The organism is Cupriavidus sp. WKF15 (assembly GCF_029278605.1).
Classification (GTDB): domain Bacteria; phylum Pseudomonadota; class Gammaproteobacteria; order Burkholderiales; family Burkholderiaceae; genus Cupriavidus.
Genome location: NZ_CP119572.1, coordinates 2393112 through 2408397 on the forward strand (window position 1 = coordinate 2393112; position 15286 = coordinate 2408397).

The following is a 15286-nucleotide window of genomic DNA, read 5'->3' on the forward strand; positions in this document are numbered from 1 at the left end:
GCGCGAAATCCGCCCGCCAGAAATGCAAAATGCCTGCCCCAGCAATGCTGAAGCAGGCATCGAGGCCTCACGCGAAACCGTGCAAACCCTGGAATCGCGCTGCCATGCCAGCCAATCCTTACTTGCGCAGGCCCAGCTTTTCGATCAGGGCGCGGTAACGATCAGCGTCGTTGGACTTGAGGTAGTCCAGCAGGCGACGACGACGGCTCACCATGCGCAGCAGACCGCGGCGGCTGTGGTGATCCTTCATGTTGGCCTTGAAGTGCGGGGTCAGTTCGTTGATGCGGGTGGTCAGCAGGGCCACCTGGACTTCGGGGCTGCCAGTGTCGTTGGCGCCACGGGCGAACTGCTTGATGACTTCGGACTTGTTGATATCGGCGACTGCCATGATGATTTCCTTTCACTTGCGAACGCCACAGCGCGGGATGCGCCGCTTGCGTCGTGCCATGCATAAACAGGCATCTGCCCTCATGCCGGCGTTGGCCGGATGACGACAGCGGCGGATTATAACGGAAAGCGGTACCGGGGGCCAGCCCGCTGGCCGTCTTCACCCTGCGGGCCTCAGGGGCGCTGCATACGGCACGTGGTAGGCAATGTGGTCTGGGCCGTCTTGAGCTTGCGCACCGTGCGGAAACCATAGCCCGAGCCCTCGTTGTCGAACCGCACTTCGCCGCCCTGCCGCTCCATCACCGAGACGTAGAGCGGCTGCAGCACCTGGTGGTCTTCAGCGCGTACGGTGGCCTCATGGAAGTCGTTGACGTAGCGCATATTCTCCAGCGCGCGGGCGACCTGGACCGCATCGGTCGATCCGGCCTTCTCGATCGCCCGCGCCAGCATTTCCACCATCATCTGCATGCGCAAGTGCACGTAATCGTCCCTGGGCTCCGGGTAGCGCGCGCGGAACTGTTCATAGAAGGCGTCCGATGCGGCGCCACCAACATTCGGGTGCCATTCCGCCACGGCCAGCACACGGCCCACGCCGGCATCGCCCATTGCGGCCGGCGCGCCGAGGCCATTGCCATAGAAGGTGTAGAACTTTGCCTGCAGGCCGCCTTCGCGCGCGGCCTTGACCATCAGCGTGAGGTCATTGCCCCAGTTGCCGGTCACGACGGCGTCAGCCCCGCTGGCCTTGATCTTGGCGATGTAGGGTGCAAAGTCCTTGATCTTGCCGATCGGGTGGAACTCGTCGCCAACGAACTGAACGTCCGGCCGCTTGGCAGCCAGCATGTCGCGCGCAGAGCGCGACACTTGGTGGCCGAAGCTGTAGTCCTGGTTGACCAGGTAGACCCGGCGCACCGAGCGGTCCTGCCGGATGACTTCGGCCAGTGCCTGCATGCGCATGTCGGCGCTGGCGTCGAAGCGGAAATGCCAGAAGCTGCAGTTTTCGTTGGTCAGGCTCGGGTCGACGGCGGAATAATTCAGGAACAGCACTCGCGCCTCGGGCTGTCGCGCGTTGTGGCGGTTGATGGCCGCCACCAACGCGCTTGCCACCGCCGAACTGTTGCCCTGCAAGACAAAAGGAATGCCTTTGTCCACCAGGCTGCGGAACTGGATCAGGCTTTCGTCGACATTGCCCTTGCTGTCGAACGTGACCAGTTCCATGGGCCGCTGCCCCTGCGCCGTCTTCACACCGCCGCGTGCATTGATCCGCTCGATCGCGAGGCGCAGGTTCCGGACCACGGCATCGCCGGCATTGGCAAACGGCCCGGACAACCCGTCGATCATGCCGAGCCGGATCGGCTCCTGCGCCTGGGCTCCTGCTGCCAACCACATCAGGCCAACCGCCAGCCAGCCCTTCGCCAGTTTCCACATGCCATGCCTCCACGAAAGCGCGCATGGTAAGGCAGCGCCCGCGCCGCCGCAAATCGCAAGGCTCTGTCGGCCCAAGGCTGAGATGCAGCGTCCATGCGCGGATTTGCCGGGAGTTCAGGGAAGAAGAGACGAAGAATGCGCGCTTGTCGAGTGCGAATCGCTAAACTCCCACACTATTCAAATCGACAACGGGGAAGCAGACATGAAAATCTTGCTGCGCGCCTGCCGCACCTTGGCGCTGGCGGCTGGCATCACTGTATTGTCGGCCTGCGCCACGCTGATGCCGGTGGATGAGGGCCGCAAGCTGATCGGCGCACCGCAGGCAGCCGTGCAGGCGCATTTCGGACCGCCGCCCGAAGTCTATGCACTGCGCGACGGCACCTCGCGCTGGATTTACTCGAAGCAGCCACTCGGCCAGCAAGCCTACGCGGCCGACTTCGACCGCAACGGCAACCTGACTGACTTCCGCAACATGCTTGAGACGCCCGAGCTCTACAAGGCCGAGATCGGCAAGTGGACCCGGCGCGATGTGCAGGAGCACTTCGGCATGACGCGCGAGCCGGTCGAGTATTTCCCGCGCATGAAGCGCGAAGTCTGGACCTACCGTTTCCGCCATGAGGGCGTGTGGCCGTCACTGTTCAACTTCTATTTTGACGACGACGGCATCCTGCGCCAGACGCAGATCACTCCGGACCCGCTCAACGACCCGGACCGGCGCAGGCGCTGGTAAGCCTGCTCAATGAAAATAGCCCGCGGACCGCGTCTGGCGGCCAACGGGCTGATTCGGGCGCTCGGGCCGGATAGGCCCTTCGCCGCCGGCGCCATTCCGGATGTGAGCGGCGCCAGGATGCGGGTCTGAAAATCAGATCTGCGGGTTGATCTTCTGAACGGCCTTGTCGTGCAGCTTGTTCAGCGCGGCCAGGTAGGCCTTGGCCGAGGCCGCCACGATATCCGGGTCGGTCCCGACGCCGTTGACGATACGGCCGGCCTTGGACAGGCGCACCGTCACTTCGCCCTGCGCCTCGGTACCGCCGGTGATGGCGTTCACCGAATACAGCACCATCTCGGCGCCGCTGTTCACCTGCGATTCGATCGCGTGCAGCGTGGCGTCGACCGGGCCGTTGCCCTCGCCTTCGCCGGCGTGCTCCTGGCCGTCCATGCTGAAGACGACGCGGGCCCGCGGGCGCTCACCGGTTTCCGAGCGCTGCGACAGCGAGATGAAGCGGTAGTGTTCGTTGGCGTCATGCTGGGCCTCGTTCGAGACGATGGCCATGATGTCCTCATCGAAGATCTCGGCCTTCTGATCGGCCAGCTCCTTGAAGCGGCCGAAGGCAGCGTTGACCTCGGCTTCGCTTTCGAGCTCGACGCCCAGTTCCTGCAGGCGCTGCTTGAATGCGTTGCGGCCCGACAGCTTGCCCAGCACGATCTTGTTGGCGGTCCAGCCCACGTCCTCGGCGCGCATGATCTCGTAGGTGTCGCGCGCCTTCAGCACGCCGTCCTGGTGGATGCCCGAGGCATGCGCGAACGCGTTGGCGCCAACCACGGCCTTGTTCGGCTGCACCACGAAGCCGGTGATCTGCGACACCAGCTTCGAGGCCGGCACGATCTGCGTGGTGTCGACGCCGACATCGAGATTGAAGTAGTCGCGGCGGGTCTTCACCGCCATCACCACTTCCTCGAGGCTGGTATTGCCGGCGCGTTCGCCCAGGCCGTTGATCGTGCACTCGATCTGGCGCGCGCCGCCCAGCTTCACCGCGGCCAGCGAGTTCGCCACGGCCATGCCGAGGTCGTTGTGGCAATGGACGGACCACACGGCCTTGTCCGAGTTGGGGATGCGCTCGCGCACCGAACGGATCAGGTCCGCGTAGCCCTCCGGCACCGCGTAGCCCACGGTATCGGGGAGGTTGATGGTGGTCGCGCCTTCGGCGATCACCCCCTCAAGCACGCGGCACAGGAAATCCATGTCCGAGCGGCTGCCGTCTTCGGGCGAGAACTCGATATCGTCCGTGAACTGGCGCGCAAAGCGCACGGCCAGGCGGGCCTGCTCGTACACCTGGTCCGGCGTCATGCGCAGCTTCTTCTCCATGTGCAGCGCCGAGGTGGCGATGAACGTGTGGATACGGAAGGAATTGGCCGGCTTGAGGGCCTCGGCGGCGCGCGCGATGTCCTTGTCGTTGGCGCGGGCCAGCGAGCAGATGGTGGAATCCTTCACGACCTGGGCAATCGCGCGGATGGCTTCGTAGTCGCCGTTGGAGCTTGCTGCAAAGCCAGCTTCGATCACATCGACCTTCAGCCGCTCCAGCTGCTTCGCAATGCGGATCTTTTCCTCGCGCGTCATCGAGGCGCCGGGCGACTGCTCGCCATCGCGCAAGGTGGTGTCGAAAATGATGAGTTTGTCAGACATTGTGGAGCTCCTGGGCTTTATCGTGTGCTGTCCCCGCCATCGTGCCGCCGGGTACCGCCTGTTCCGCGCCTTCACTGCGAGTGAATGCAAAACGCCCCGGCGTGCATCGATGCAGGCCGGGGCGTTGGAAAATTCCTTGGTGATTCCGCGCTAAGGAATGGATAGCCTTAGCGCACGCGCGTCCCGACCTGATGGCCTAGTAGGCCACCTAGGGTGGTGCGGGCGAGTAGGGCTTGGCGCGAAATCATGGCAACGAATATAGCGGAGTTGCCGCGCGCGTGCAAGACGGGGAATCACGGGCGCGGCGAACGCCGTGCTCAGTCCTTCGGCGGGATCCGCAGTTTCTGGCCCGGATAGATCTTGTCGGGATGGGACAACATCGGCGTGTTGGCCTCGAAGATGCGGTTGTATTCGGCGCCGTTGCCATAGGCTGCCTGCGCGATCGCCCACAGCGTGTCGCCCTTGACCACGGTGTGCCACTGCGACTCGGACGACTCCACGTTGACCGACATCTTGTCTTCGACCTTGTCCACGCCTTCGACATTGCCGCAGCACAGGATGATCTTTTCACGCGTGGCCTGGTCAGGGGCCACCCCGAACACGGTCACAAGTCCCTGGGAGCCGTCCACCTGCACCATCAGCCCGGTGGCGTCGAGCCCCATCTTCTTGATATATGCCTCGATGGCATCGCCGGCAGCCCGGTTGGCCGCATCCACTTTCTCGGCCGATGCATCGGCGGCCGCGGCGTCCTGCGCGGCCTTGGCCTCGCCGGTGCCGAACAGCTTTTCCCCCGCTTCCTTGATGAAGTCAAACATGCCCATGATGCCCTCCTGACGGTGAGTGGAAAACACGGTATGCATGCCATGGTTGCGGCCACGGCAATTCGGATCTGGCCGGCAGCGGCCGTAGCAAAGGATGACGGGCGCCGCAGCGCCCTTCCCTTGCGCGCGGCTCAGTGACCGCCGCTATCGACGTTACCGCGCGCCCGCTTTGCCACCCCCGGCTGGCCGTGCATGCCTCGCCAGGCCCACAGCACGTAGCCGGATATCGCGTAGGCGACAAACAGCGCAAACAGGGCGACTGGCGGATCGGTCGACACCAGCACGAACAGCACCAGGACCAGCACCATCATGCCGAACGGCACACGGTAGCGGACATCGAGCGCCTTGCCGCTGTAGAACGGCGCATTCGACACCATCGACAGCCCGGCGTACAACGTGATGCCAAACGCCACCCACGGCATCCACAGTTCCTTGACCGGCAGCTTGTTGTCGATCACAAGCCAGACAAAGCCTGCTACGAGCGCCGCCGCCGCGGGGCTCGGCAGTCCCTGGAAAAAGCGCTTGTCGACCACGCCGATATTGGCGTTGAAGCGCGCCAGCCGCAGCGCCGCGCAGGTGCAATAGACAAAGGCTGCGATCCAGCCCCACTTACCCAGGTCATGCAGGATCCATTCGTACATCACCAGCGCAGGCGCCACGCCAAACGACGTCATGTCCGACAGCGAGTCGTACTGCTCGCCGAACGCGCTCTGCGTATTGGTGATGCGCGCCACGCGCCCGTCCATGCCATCGAGCACCATCGCCGCGAAGATGGCAATGGCCGCCACATCGAAGCGCATGTTCATGGCCTGCACGATGGCGAAGAATCCCGCGAACAGCGCGGCTGTCGTGAACGCATTCGGCAGCAGGTAGATACCGCGGCGGCGCGGGCGCTCGTAGACGATGTCCTGGTCATCGGCGGCATCGTCGTCCAGGTCGTCCGCGCCGCGCAGCTGGTTGTGGCGGAACGGACGCAGGTGCGTCACGTTGCCGTTGGAAGTCCGCTTGTTGCGTCGGTGGAAGGCAACCATTACAGCGCTCCTGTCTGGTTGTCGCTTACTTCAGTTCATCCAGCTCGGCGAGGATGGTCGACGATGCCGACACCTTTTCGCCGATCGTGACACGCGGCCGTGCGCTCGGCGGCAGGTAGACGTCCACCCGGGAGCCGAAGCGGATAAAGCCATAGCGCTGGCCGCGCGACAGGTTCTCGCCCACCTTGGTGTAGCACAGGATGCGGCGCGCCACCAGGCCAGCCACCTGCACCAGCGTCACGATCTGGCCATCGGCTGCGCGGCGGATGACAACCGCATTGCGCTCGTTTTCGGTGGATGCCTTGTCGAGGTCGGCGTTGACGAACTTGCCGGGGAAGTATTCGAGCTTCTCGACCTTGCCGTCAACCGAAGCGCGGTTCGAATGTACGTTGAAGACATTCATGAACACGCTGATCTTCAGCGCCTCACGGCCGGCATAAGGATCCTGCGCCTTTTCCACGGAGACGATGCGTCCGTCCGCAGGAGCCAGCACGGCATTCGGTTGCGACGGGATCGGCCGCGGCGGATCACGGAAGAACTGGAGCACGAACAGCGTGATGATCCACAACGGCAATGCCCACCAGAAACCCGCGCTGACATGGACCAGCAGCGAGATGAGAAAGGCGCCGGCCAGGAACGGCCAGCCTTCACGGGCGATGAGCGGATGAGGATAGTTCATGCAGTGCTTGTTTGGTTGAGAGGAAAAGGCACGATCGCGCACTCAGGTGCCACGGGTACGGCCACTGGCAGGGCCTGAAGGCACCGACGCGGGGCAGGATAAGGCACGCCCCGTCCAAAGTCCGACAAGGATAACAAAAAGCCGTTCAGGCCCCGCGAATCCCTTCCCAACTATAGAAGGCATCCACGAGACACTGAACGGCCACGGCAGTGCCGCCCGTCGGGTGGCACTGCCTTCCAGCTGGCACGCAGCTTAGTTCTTCGATTGGTCGACCATCTTGTTCTTGGCGATCCACGGCATCATCGCGCGCAGCTTCTCGCCAACCACTTCGATCTGGTGCTCGGCGTTCAGGCGGCGGCGCGAGATCAGGGTCGGGGCGCCGGCCTTGTTCTCCAGCAGGAAGCTCTTGGCGTACTCGCCGGTCTGGATGTCCTTCAGGCACTGCTTCATCGCCTTCTTGGTCTCCTCGGTCACCACGCGCGGACCGGTGACGTATTCACCATACTCAGCGTTGTTGGAGATCGAGTAGTTCATGTTGGCGATGCCGCCTTCATAGATCAGGTCGACGATCAGCTTCAGTTCGTGCAGGCACTCGAAGTAGGCCATTTCCGGCGCGTAGCCGGCTTCCACCAGGGTCTCGAAGCCGGCCTTGATCAGCTCGACGGTACCGCCGCACAGCACGGCCTGCTCGCCGAACAGGTCGGTTTCGGTTTCTTCGCGGAAGTTGGTCTCGATGATGCCGGCACGGCCGCCGCCGTTGGCGGTGGCGTACGACAGCGCGATGTCACGGGCGGCGCCGGACTTGTTCTGGTGCACGGCGATCAGGTGCGGCACGCCGCCACCCTGGGTGTAGGTGGCACGCACGGTGTGGCCCGGAGCCTTCGGCGCGATCATGATCACGTCCAGGTCGGCGCGCGGGATCACGGCACCGTAGTGCACATTGAAGCCGTGGGCGAAGGCCAGCGCGGCACCTTCCTTGATGTTGGCGTGCACTTCGTTCTTGTACACGTCGGCGATCTGCTCGTCCGGCAGCAGGATCATGACCACGTCGGCGTTCTTGACGGCCTCGGCCACTTCCTTCACCTGCAGGCCGGCGTTGACGGCCTTGTTCCACGACGCGCCGCTCTTGCGCAGGCCGACCGTCACGTTCACGCCCGAATCCTTCAGGTTCAGCGCGTGGGCGTGGCCTTGCGAGCCGTAGCCGATGATGGTGACGTTCTTGCCCTTGATCAGGGAGAGGTCGGCGTCCTTGTCGTAAAACACTTTCATGATAATTCCTTCAGTCTCAATCTTTGTATGAGGAGGCGGCATCATCAGGCGCATCTCGCGTGCGCCCGGATCGCGCCGCCCGGGGGGATACTGCGTAAAGTTTCCGCGTGCGTTGCGGGACGTCCCGGTCAGACCTTCAGGATGCGCTCGCCGCGGCCGATGCCCGAGCCGCCCGTGCGGACGGTTTCGAGAATCGCGGTGCGGTCGATGGCATCGAGGAACGCATCGAGCTTGACGCCGTTGCCGGTCAGCTCGATCGTGTAGGTCTTCTCGGTAACGTCGATGATGCGGCCACGGAAGATGTCGGCGGTGCGCTTCATTTCCTCGCGCTCCTTGCCGACCGCGCGCACCTTGACGAGCATCAGCTCGCGCTCGATGTGCGCGCCCTCGGTCAGGTCGACCACCTTGACCACCTCCACCAGCCGGTTCAGGTGCTTGGTGATCTGCTCGATCACGTCATCCGAACCGGTCGTGACGATCGTCATGCGCGACAGCGACGCATCTTCAGTGGGGGCCACCGTCAGCGTCTCGATGTTGTAGCCGCGGGCCGAGAACAAGCCCACCACGCGCGACAGCGCGCCCGGTTCGTTTTCCAGCAGGACCGAAATGATGTGTCGCATTTACAGGTCCTCCGCGCCGAGCAGCATTTCGGAAATGCCCTTGCCCGCCTGGACCATCGGCCAGACGTTTTCGGTGGGGTCGGTCTGGAAGTCCAGGAACACGGTACGGTCCTTCAGGCGGAAGGCCTCGCGCAGCGCCGGCTCGACGTCGGACGTCTTTTCCACGCGCATGCCGACATGGCCATAGGCCTCGGCCAGTTTCACGAAGTCGGGCAGCGCATCCATGTAGGAGTGCGAGTAGCGGTTGTCGTACTCGATTTCCTGCCACTGGCGCACCATGCCCAGATAGCCGTTGTTGAGCGAGCAGATCTTGACCGGGGTGTCGTACTGCAGGCAGGTCGACAGTTCCTGGATACACATCTGAATCGAGCCTTCACCCGTGATGGTGACGACTTCCTTCTCCGGGAACGCCTTCTTGATGCCCATGGCGTACGGCAGGCCCACGCCCATCGTGCCCAGGCCACCGGAGTTGATCCAGCGGCGCGGCTCGTTGAACTTGTAGAACTGCGCGGCCCACATCTGGTGCTGGCCGACGTCGGAGCAGATGAAGGCATCGCCCTTGGTCAGTTCCCAGATCTTCTCGACCACGTACTGCGGCTTGATGATCTCGGAGCTGCGGTCGTACTTGAGGCAGTCCACCGAGCGCCATTGCTCGATCCGCTCCCACCACTTCGCCAGGGCCTCGCGCTTGGGCTTGACGTCGCTGGCCTGGAGCTGGGCGATCAGCTCCTGCAGCACGTCCTTGACGTTGCCGACGATGGGGATATCCACCTTCACGCGCTTCGAGATCGACGACGGGTCGATGTCGATGTGGATGATCTTGCGCGCCTGCGAGGCGAAGTGCGCCGGGTTGCCGATCACGCGGTCATCGAAACGCGCGCCCACGGCAATCAGCACGTCGCACTCCTGCATGGCCATATTGGCCTCGTACGTACCGTGCATGCCGAGCATGCCGACGAACTGCTTGCTGGTTCCCGGGAATGCGCCCAGGGCCATCAGCGTGTTGGTCACCGGGTGGCCCGTCATGGCAGCGAGCTGGCGCAGCTCTTCACTGGCGTTGGCCAGCACCACGCCGCCGCCGGCGTAGATGTACGGACGCTCCGCGCCCTGCAGCAGCGCCACGGCCTTGCGGATCTGGCCCGAATGCCCCTTGTTCACCGGGCTGTACGAGCGCATGTCGATCGACTTCGGGTACTCGTACTTGCAGGTGTTGCGCGAGACATCCTTGGGAATGTCCACGACCACCGGGCCCGGACGGCCGGTAGAGGCAATATAGAACGCCTTCTTGATGGTCGATGCGAGGTCGCGCACGTCCTTCACGAGGAAGTTGTGCTTGACGATCGGGCGGGTAATCCCGACGGTATCGCATTCCTGGAAGGCATCCTGGCCGATCGCGTGGGTCGGCACGTTGCCGGTGATCACGACCATCGGGATCGAATCGAGATACGCGGTGGCAATGCCCGTGACGGCATTGGTCACGCCGGGACCCGAGGTCACCAGGGCGACGCCCACCTTGCCGGTTGCCCGCGCATAGCCGTCTGCGGCATGGACCGCGGCCTGCTCGTGGCGCACCAGGATGTGCTCGAATTTCGTTTGTTTGTGAAGCTCGTCGTAGATATACAGCACTGCGCCGCCGGGATAACCCCAGACGTATTCAACGCCTTCTTCGGCAAGTGCATGAACGAGAATTTCCGCACCGATCATTTCGGGTGCGGCAGATGAATTGCTGTCTGCGTGGGAGAATTCCGCGCTGGGCATGTTCATTTCAGTCCTTTGCAATTTTCGGCAAAAAATTGTTTGGATGCTCTCTGCCGGGCTTGTGGCACGGGTTCAAGCGGTGCGCGTCTGCATGGAAGACCGCCTCATAAGCGGCCGGATGAGACAACCACTGATGTCGTGAACCGTCGATGATACTGCAATGCACCAGCGCGGTCTATGTTCTTTTGAGTCGTCCGGGCGGCACTTGGCATGCAGGTTCTTGTATTAGGGACAATACAGAAGTGGTCATGGCCAGTTGTTTTTTGCTAGCATCGCACCACTCCGGGTACGCCGCGAGCCGTTCGCAGCACATCCGCCAGCACAGAGATATCGTTTTCACCCGCCTGCATGGCTACCGATCAGGAACTGTCCGACTTTCTCGCCAGCGTCGAGCGGCGCGCCTTCAAGCAGGCGGTCTTTGCCGTGCGTGACGATGAAGCGGCGCTGGACATCGTCCAGGACGCCATGATCAAGCTGGCGGAAAAATACGGCGACAAGAGCGCCGCGGAATTGCCCCCGCTGTTCCAGCGCATCCTCCAGAACACCATCCACGACTGGTTCCGCCGCCAGAAGGTGCGCAACACCTGGGTGTCGCTCTTTTCGACGTTGCGCGACGAGCGCGATGGCGACGACAACGACCTGCTCGACACGCTCGAAGCCCAGGCCGGCTCCGAGTCGGCCGAAAGCAGCGCCGACAAGGTCGAGCGGGCGCAGGTGATGCACATTATCGAGCAGGAAATCCAGCGTCTGCCCACGCGTCAACGCGAGGCATTCCTGATGCGTTACTGGGAGGATATGGACGTCGCCGAAACCGCCGCGGTCATGGGGTGCTCAGAAGGCAGCGTCAAGACGCACTGTTCCCGTGCCACGCATACCCTGGCGCAAGCATTGCGCGCACGGGGGGTTCGACTATGAGCAGAAACGACAGAGAAATTCAGGAACTACGCTTCGCGCATGAGGTTCGCGCTGCACTTGACGCATCAGCCGACAACTTGCCGGCTGATGTGAGCGAGCGGCTGGCGGCCGCGCGCCGTATGGCGCTGGCCCACAAGAAGGCCGAGGCCCCGGTGCGCGTACCGCAGTTTGCCATGCCGGCCGGCCACCACGTGCCGTCGCTCGACGATGAAGACGACTCAGCCTTGCACCGGGTCGGTGCGTGGCTCAAGCGGGGCGCGCTGGTCTGGGCCCTGGTCGCGCTCGGCGCCGGCCTGATCGGCATCTATCACTGGCAGCAACAGAAGCGCGTCGAGGAACTGGCGGACATCGATGCCGCCATGCTGCTCGACGACCTTCCCCCAACGGCCTACGCCGACCAGGGCTTCCACGTGTTCCTGAAGCGCGGGCAATAAACATGGCCCGCGCGACTTCCCACTCCGACGCAACACGCCGCCGGCTGGAAGCCCTGCTGCTGTCGGGTTTCTTTGCCGCCGCCATCTGGTGCCTGACGCCGCCGCCAGCCCATGCGCAGGGGCCGGCGTCAGCGCCGCAGGCCACGCACGCGGTCAATGCACATCCCACCTGGTCGGAACTCACGCCCGTCCAGCAGCGCATCCTGGGGCCGCTGCAGCCGCTGTGGGACACGATGCCCGAACTCAACCGGCGCAAGTGGCTGCGCATTGCCGAACGCTACCCGAAGTTTTCGCCGGAAGAACAGACGCGGCTGCAGACCCGCATGGCCGAGTGGGTCAAGATGACGCCGCAGCAACACCGCCTTGCGCGTGAGAACTACCAGATCACGCGGGCCCTGCCGGCGGAAAAGAAGGCCGAGGCCTGGGACAAGTACCAGCAGCTGCCCGAAGAGCAGAAGAAGAAGCTGGCCGAGGCGGAGCGGGTGCCGCGCCGGCCAGGCGCCGTCAGCGCGCTGCCCAGCGGCAAGCGCCTGCCCAGCGACACCAGCCGCCAGATTCACCAGGACAAGAAGCCTGCCGCGCTGACTGCCAGGCCGGCCTCGTCGGCCGCCGCCAAGGGCGCCGCCGCCGATGCGTCGGTTGCCGCTCCCGCGGCAACGCCGCCGGCGAACACCCCGGCATCCCCCACGCCGCCGGCCGCTCCGGAAGGCGGATCCGAAGCCGCTGCCGCCACGCAGGCCGACGGCACAATCCGGCAGTAAAGCGACCCGCGAACGGGCATTTGGCATAATCGCCGGATTCCGCACGTGACCACGCCAGACCCGGTCACCGCTGGAACGCCTGCCCAAGGTCACCCCAAGGTCACCCGTTTCCGTGCCATGCCTGCCGCTACCCTCGCTCCGTCGCCCTCCACCGCCCCGCATCCCACCGCTCCGTCGCTACGTCGCCGCATCGCCTGCATGCTGTATGAGGGCGTGCTGCTGTTCGGCGTGCTGAGCGCGTCGACGGCACTGTTCCTTCTGGCCCGCCCGGCGCTGCAGAAGCTTGGCCTGGACAGCCCCTACGCCATCCAGGGCTGGAGCTTCGTGGTGATGGGGCTCTACTTCACGTGGTTCTGGCAGCGCAGCGGCCAGACGCTGGCCATGCAGACCTGGCGCATGCGGATCGAAACCGCCCAGGGTGAGCCGCCGCGCTGGCCACAGGCGGCACTGCGCTACGTGCTGGCCTGGCTGTGGCTGCCGCCCGCGGCCGCCCTCGGGCATTGGCTCGGCCTGGTGAAAGGCCCGTTCGTCGGCGTGCTCTGCGCCGGGCTCCTGGTGTGGATCCTGCTGGCGTGGCTGGATCCGCGCCGCCAGTTCGTGCACGACCGCCTGGCGCGCACGCGCCTGACCGACTTGCGCACGCCGCGCCCATGACCCTGAGCGCCGCCGGCACACGCCGCGTGGCGGTCATCCTGCAGGCGGGCACGGCCGCCGGCATCGGCTGGCAACTTACGCTGCAGGCCGGCTGGAGCTGGCCGGCGGCACTGCTGGCCGGGGTCGTGGCAGTGCTGGCCGGACTTGCCGCAGGCATCGGGCTGGCGTTCGCCATGACGTTGCGCGGTACCGGTGTTGCACACCACCACCGCCCTCCGCCTGCGCCGGCTGCGCTGGGCAGCGGCAGGCTGCCGCTGCGGCTGGCAGAAATCATCCGGTGCTTTGCCAATGAGTACATCGCGGTGTTCCGCATGTTCAACTGGCTGCAACCATTCTGCGCTCACCGCCGCTATGTGCCGCCTGCGGCCCCATTCGCCGCCCGCCAGATGCCCACTGTGCTGCTGGTGCATGGCTACGCCTGCAACCATGCCGTCTGGCTGGACCTGCAACCCGCGCTGGCGGCCGCCGGCTATCCCTGCGAAGCGATCGACCTGGAGCCAGTCCTCGGTGATCTCGACGACTATGCCGACGTCCTGCGGCGCCATATCGGCCAGGTCAAGGCGAATACCGGCCAGCCCCCGCTGCTGGTGTGCCACAGCATGGGCGGCCTGGTCGCACGGGCGGCGCTGGCGCGCGCCGGCGAGAATCTCGGCGCCGGTGTCGTCACGCTAGGCACCCCGCACCACGGCTGCGCCCTGGCCCGTTTCGGCGCCGGCCGCAATGCCAGGCAGATGCGCTGCGGCAGCCCCTGGCTGACAGCGCTGGCCAAAGCGGAAACACCCGCCTTGCGTACGCGCATGGTGTCGATCTTCAGCTGGCACGATTCCATCTCCGGCCCGCCGTGCACGAGCTGGCTCGACGGTGCGCAGCACAAGGCGCTGGCGGGTATCGGCCATGTATCGCTGCTGCGCGATCCGCGCGCCCTCGCGGCCGTAGTCGAAGCGCTGGCCGCGCTGCGTACGACCGCATCCTGATATCCCCGCTGCTGTCGGATGGCGGCAACGTTTCATATGTCATTCATGTTTCCGTCACCGCTCCGTCATGGCGCACTGGCTGAATGCAGCCATCGCCGTCATCGGGGCCGCCATGGTTCAAGCAATCCGATCCGCACTCGGATATCTGTCTGGAGTCTCGCACAGGCTGCGCGGCAGTCCTGATCCCGAACTCTCCCAGGTCTTGTCGCGCATCGCCGCGCTCGCGGCCTTCGTGCCGGCGCCGGCCGAGCCTCCCGCCCTTGCGGCGCTGGCACCGCCGTCCGATGCCAGCCCGCCCTTCCCGCCGGAGCCGCACCCGATCCGGCAGTACCGTGCGATCTGGCTGTCCGACATCCACCTGGGCACCGCCGGCTGCCAGGCCGACTACCTGCTCGACTTCCTCAAGCACAACGAATCCGAACGGCTCTACCTGGTCGGCGACATCATCGACGGCTGGCAGCTCCGGCGCGGCTGGTACTGGCCGCAAAGCCACAACGACGTGGTGCAGAAGCTGCTGCGCAAGGCGCGCAAGGGCACCGAGGTCATCTACGTACCCGGCAACCATGACGAAGTCGCCCGGCAGTTCGACGGCCTGGCGTTCGGCGACATCACGGTGCGCGAAGAAGCCGTCCACGTGACGGCCACCGGCAAGCGCCTGTGGGTCGTGCACGGCGATCTGTTCGACGGCGTGGTGCAGCACGCGCGCTGGCTGGCGTATCTCGGCGATTCGCTGTACACGGTGATCCTGGCGATGAACCGCCACTTCAACCGCGTCCGGGCGCGGCTCGGCTTTCCATACTGGTCGCTGTCGCAATACCTGAAGCACCAGGTCAAGAACGCGGTGAACTACATCAGCTCGTTCGAGCACGCGATGGTCGACGAGGCGCGCCGGCGCGGCTGCGACGGCGTGGTCTGCGGCCATATCCACAAGGCCGAGATCCGCGAGGTCAGCGGCCAGCTCTACTGCAACGACGGCGACTGGGTCGAAAGCCTGTCCGCCCTGGTCGAGACCATGGAAGGCGAGCTGAAGATCGTCTACTGGACCACGCTGCTCGACCCGCCCCAGGCCCAGTCGCGCAAGCGCCGCCGCGCAGCCGCCATCAGCGGCTGAACCGCCGGCCCGATCCCAACCTTTCAAGAACGCGGCCATACCA

16 protein-coding genes are annotated in these 15286 nt (G+C 64.7%); 7 read left to right on the plus strand and 9 right to left on the minus strand.

Translation table 11 applies throughout. From position 1 onward, the window contains the following. Nucleotides 1-118: 118 nt before the first annotated feature. Nucleotides 119-388 carry a 30S ribosomal protein S15 gene (rpsO, locus tag CupriaWKF_RS11180; RefSeq protein ID WP_010809136.1) on the minus strand — a complete coding sequence of 90 codons (270 nt, stop codon included), beginning with the start codon at nt 386-388 and terminating at the stop codon, nt 119-121. Nucleotides 389-561: 173 nt separating this feature from the next. Further along, nucleotides 562-1812 (minus strand): branched-chain amino acid ABC transporter substrate-binding protein, encoded by a 1251-nt coding sequence (locus CupriaWKF_RS11185; RefSeq protein ID WP_276097952.1) that lies wholly within the window; start codon nt 1810-1812, stop codon nt 562-564. Between the two features lie 202 nt (nt 1813-2014). Between CupriaWKF_RS11185 and CupriaWKF_RS11190 the strand changes: the two genes are divergently transcribed. After that, on the plus strand, nt 2015-2542 hold the full coding sequence (locus CupriaWKF_RS11190) for a hypothetical protein (RefSeq protein ID WP_276097953.1): 528 nt from the start codon (nt 2015-2017) through the stop codon (nt 2540-2542). Between the two features lie 132 nt (nt 2543-2674). Here the strand turns inward: CupriaWKF_RS11190 and CupriaWKF_RS11195 are convergent, their stop codons facing one another. The 7 genes from CupriaWKF_RS11195 to CupriaWKF_RS11225 all read right to left on the minus strand — a co-directional run bounded on the left by CupriaWKF_RS11195 (nt 2675) and on the right by CupriaWKF_RS11225 (nt 10400). Further along, on the minus strand, nt 2675-4216 hold the full coding sequence (locus CupriaWKF_RS11195) for a 2-isopropylmalate synthase (RefSeq protein ID WP_276097954.1): 1542 nt from the start codon (nt 4214-4216) through the stop codon (nt 2675-2677). A 317-nt stretch (nt 4217-4533) separates the two neighbouring features. Continuing rightward, nucleotides 4534-5037, minus strand: a complete 504-nt coding sequence (gene lysM / locus CupriaWKF_RS11200) for a peptidoglycan-binding protein LysM (protein WP_276097955.1) — start codon at nt 5035-5037, stop codon at nt 4534-4536. Between the two features lie 131 nt (nt 5038-5168). Beyond that, a complete protein-coding gene (gene pssA / locus CupriaWKF_RS11205) occupies nt 5169-6068 on the minus strand; it encodes a CDP-diacylglycerol--serine O-phosphatidyltransferase (RefSeq protein ID WP_276097956.1) in 900 nt (299 codons plus the stop codon). 25 nt (nt 6069-6093) lie between these two features. Further along, entirely contained in the window at nt 6094-6747 is a 654-nt protein-coding gene (locus CupriaWKF_RS11210; protein WP_276097957.1) for a phosphatidylserine decarboxylase, read from the minus strand. A 252-nt stretch (nt 6748-6999) separates the two neighbouring features. Further along, nucleotides 7000-8016, minus strand: coding sequence for a ketol-acid reductoisomerase (gene ilvC, locus CupriaWKF_RS11215; RefSeq protein WP_018005431.1), 1017 nt, complete (start codon nt 8014-8016; stop codon nt 7000-7002). A gap of 128 nt (nt 8017-8144) precedes the next feature. After that, nucleotides 8145-8636: an acetolactate synthase small subunit gene (gene ilvN / locus CupriaWKF_RS11220; protein WP_211947708.1), complete on the minus strand. Its 492-nt coding sequence runs from the start codon at nt 8634-8636 to the stop codon at nt 8145-8147. After that, nucleotides 8637-10400 carry an acetolactate synthase 3 catalytic subunit gene (locus tag CupriaWKF_RS11225; protein WP_276097958.1) on the minus strand — a complete coding sequence of 588 codons (1764 nt, stop codon included), beginning with the start codon at nt 10398-10400 and terminating at the stop codon, nt 8637-8639. A 342-nt stretch (nt 10401-10742) separates the two neighbouring features. Between CupriaWKF_RS11225 and CupriaWKF_RS11230 the strand changes: the two genes are divergently transcribed. The 6 genes from CupriaWKF_RS11230 to CupriaWKF_RS11255 all read left to right on the plus strand — a co-directional run bounded on the left by CupriaWKF_RS11230 (nt 10743) and on the right by CupriaWKF_RS11255 (nt 15243). Further along, complete coding sequence (locus CupriaWKF_RS11230) at nt 10743-11309, plus strand: RNA polymerase sigma factor (RefSeq protein WP_276097959.1); 567 nt, start codon at nt 10743-10745, stop codon at nt 11307-11309. Further along, a complete protein-coding gene (locus CupriaWKF_RS11235; protein ID WP_276097960.1) occupies nt 11306-11743 on the plus strand; it encodes a DUF3619 family protein in 438 nt (145 codons plus the stop codon). Before CupriaWKF_RS11230 ends, CupriaWKF_RS11235 begins: the two co-directional genes overlap by 4 nt. A gap of 2 nt (nt 11744-11745) precedes the next feature. Continuing rightward, nucleotides 11746-12504, plus strand: a complete 759-nt coding sequence (locus CupriaWKF_RS11240) for a DUF3106 domain-containing protein (protein WP_276097961.1) — start codon at nt 11746-11748, stop codon at nt 12502-12504. 117 nt (nt 12505-12621) lie between these two features. Beyond that, nucleotides 12622-13158: an RDD family protein gene (locus CupriaWKF_RS11245; protein ID WP_276100769.1), complete on the plus strand. Its 537-nt coding sequence runs from the start codon at nt 12622-12624 to the stop codon at nt 13156-13158. Next, nucleotides 13155-14132 (plus strand): alpha/beta fold hydrolase, encoded by a 978-nt coding sequence (locus CupriaWKF_RS11250; RefSeq protein ID WP_276097962.1) that lies wholly within the window; start codon nt 13155-13157, stop codon nt 14130-14132. The genes CupriaWKF_RS11245 and CupriaWKF_RS11250 overlap by 4 nt, the downstream gene beginning before the upstream one ends. Nucleotides 14133-14244: 112 nt before the next feature. Next, nucleotides 14245-15243 (plus strand): UDP-2,3-diacylglucosamine diphosphatase, encoded by a 999-nt coding sequence (locus CupriaWKF_RS11255; protein ID WP_276097963.1) that lies wholly within the window; start codon nt 14245-14247, stop codon nt 15241-15243. Nucleotides 15244-15286 lie beyond the last annotated feature (43 nt).

Excerpts from the sequence above, each read along its gene's own strand:
- CupriaWKF_RS11235 (WP_276097960.1), top strand. The coding sequence starts at position 11,306 with ATGAGCAGAAACGACAGAGAAATTCAGGAACTACGCTTCGCGCATGAG.
- ilvC (WP_018005431.1), bottom strand. The coding sequence starts at position 8,016 with ATGAAAGTGTTTTACGACAAGGACGCCGACCTCTCCCTGATCAAGGGC.
- rpsO (WP_010809136.1), bottom strand. The coding sequence starts at position 388 with ATGGCAGTCGCCGATATCAACAAGTCCGAAGTCATCAAGCAGTTCGCC.
- lysM (WP_276097955.1), bottom strand. The coding sequence starts at position 5,037 with ATGGGCATGTTTGACTTCATCAAGGAAGCGGGGGAAAAGCTGTTCGGC.
- CupriaWKF_RS11245 (WP_276100769.1), top strand. The coding sequence starts at position 12,622 with ATGCCTGCCGCTACCCTCGCTCCGTCGCCCTCCACCGCCCCGCATCCC.
- CupriaWKF_RS11225 (WP_276097958.1), bottom strand. The coding sequence starts at position 10,400 with ATGAACATGCCCAGCGCGGAATTCTCCCACGCAGACAGCAATTCATCT.
- CupriaWKF_RS11255 (WP_276097963.1), top strand. The coding sequence starts at position 14,245 with ATGGTTCAAGCAATCCGATCCGCACTCGGATATCTGTCTGGAGTCTCG.
- CupriaWKF_RS11250 (WP_276097962.1), top strand. The coding sequence starts at position 13,155 with ATGACCCTGAGCGCCGCCGGCACACGCCGCGTGGCGGTCATCCTGCAG.
- CupriaWKF_RS11185 (WP_276097952.1), bottom strand. The coding sequence starts at position 1,812 with ATGTGGAAACTGGCGAAGGGCTGGCTGGCGGTTGGCCTGATGTGGTTG.
- pssA (WP_276097956.1), bottom strand. The coding sequence starts at position 6,068 with ATGGTTGCCTTCCACCGACGCAACAAGCGGACTTCCAACGGCAACGTG.
- CupriaWKF_RS11240 (WP_276097961.1), top strand. The coding sequence starts at position 11,746 with ATGGCCCGCGCGACTTCCCACTCCGACGCAACACGCCGCCGGCTGGAA.
- CupriaWKF_RS11195 (WP_276097954.1), bottom strand. The coding sequence starts at position 4,216 with ATGTCTGACAAACTCATCATTTTCGACACCACCTTGCGCGATGGCGAG.
- ilvN (WP_211947708.1), bottom strand. The coding sequence starts at position 8,636 with ATGCGACACATCATTTCGGTCCTGCTGGAAAACGAACCGGGCGCGCTG.
- CupriaWKF_RS11190 (WP_276097953.1), top strand. The coding sequence starts at position 2,015 with ATGAAAATCTTGCTGCGCGCCTGCCGCACCTTGGCGCTGGCGGCTGGC.
- CupriaWKF_RS11230 (WP_276097959.1), top strand. The coding sequence starts at position 10,743 with ATGGCTACCGATCAGGAACTGTCCGACTTTCTCGCCAGCGTCGAGCGG.
- CupriaWKF_RS11210 (WP_276097957.1), bottom strand. The coding sequence starts at position 6,747 with ATGAACTATCCTCATCCGCTCATCGCCCGTGAAGGCTGGCCGTTCCTG.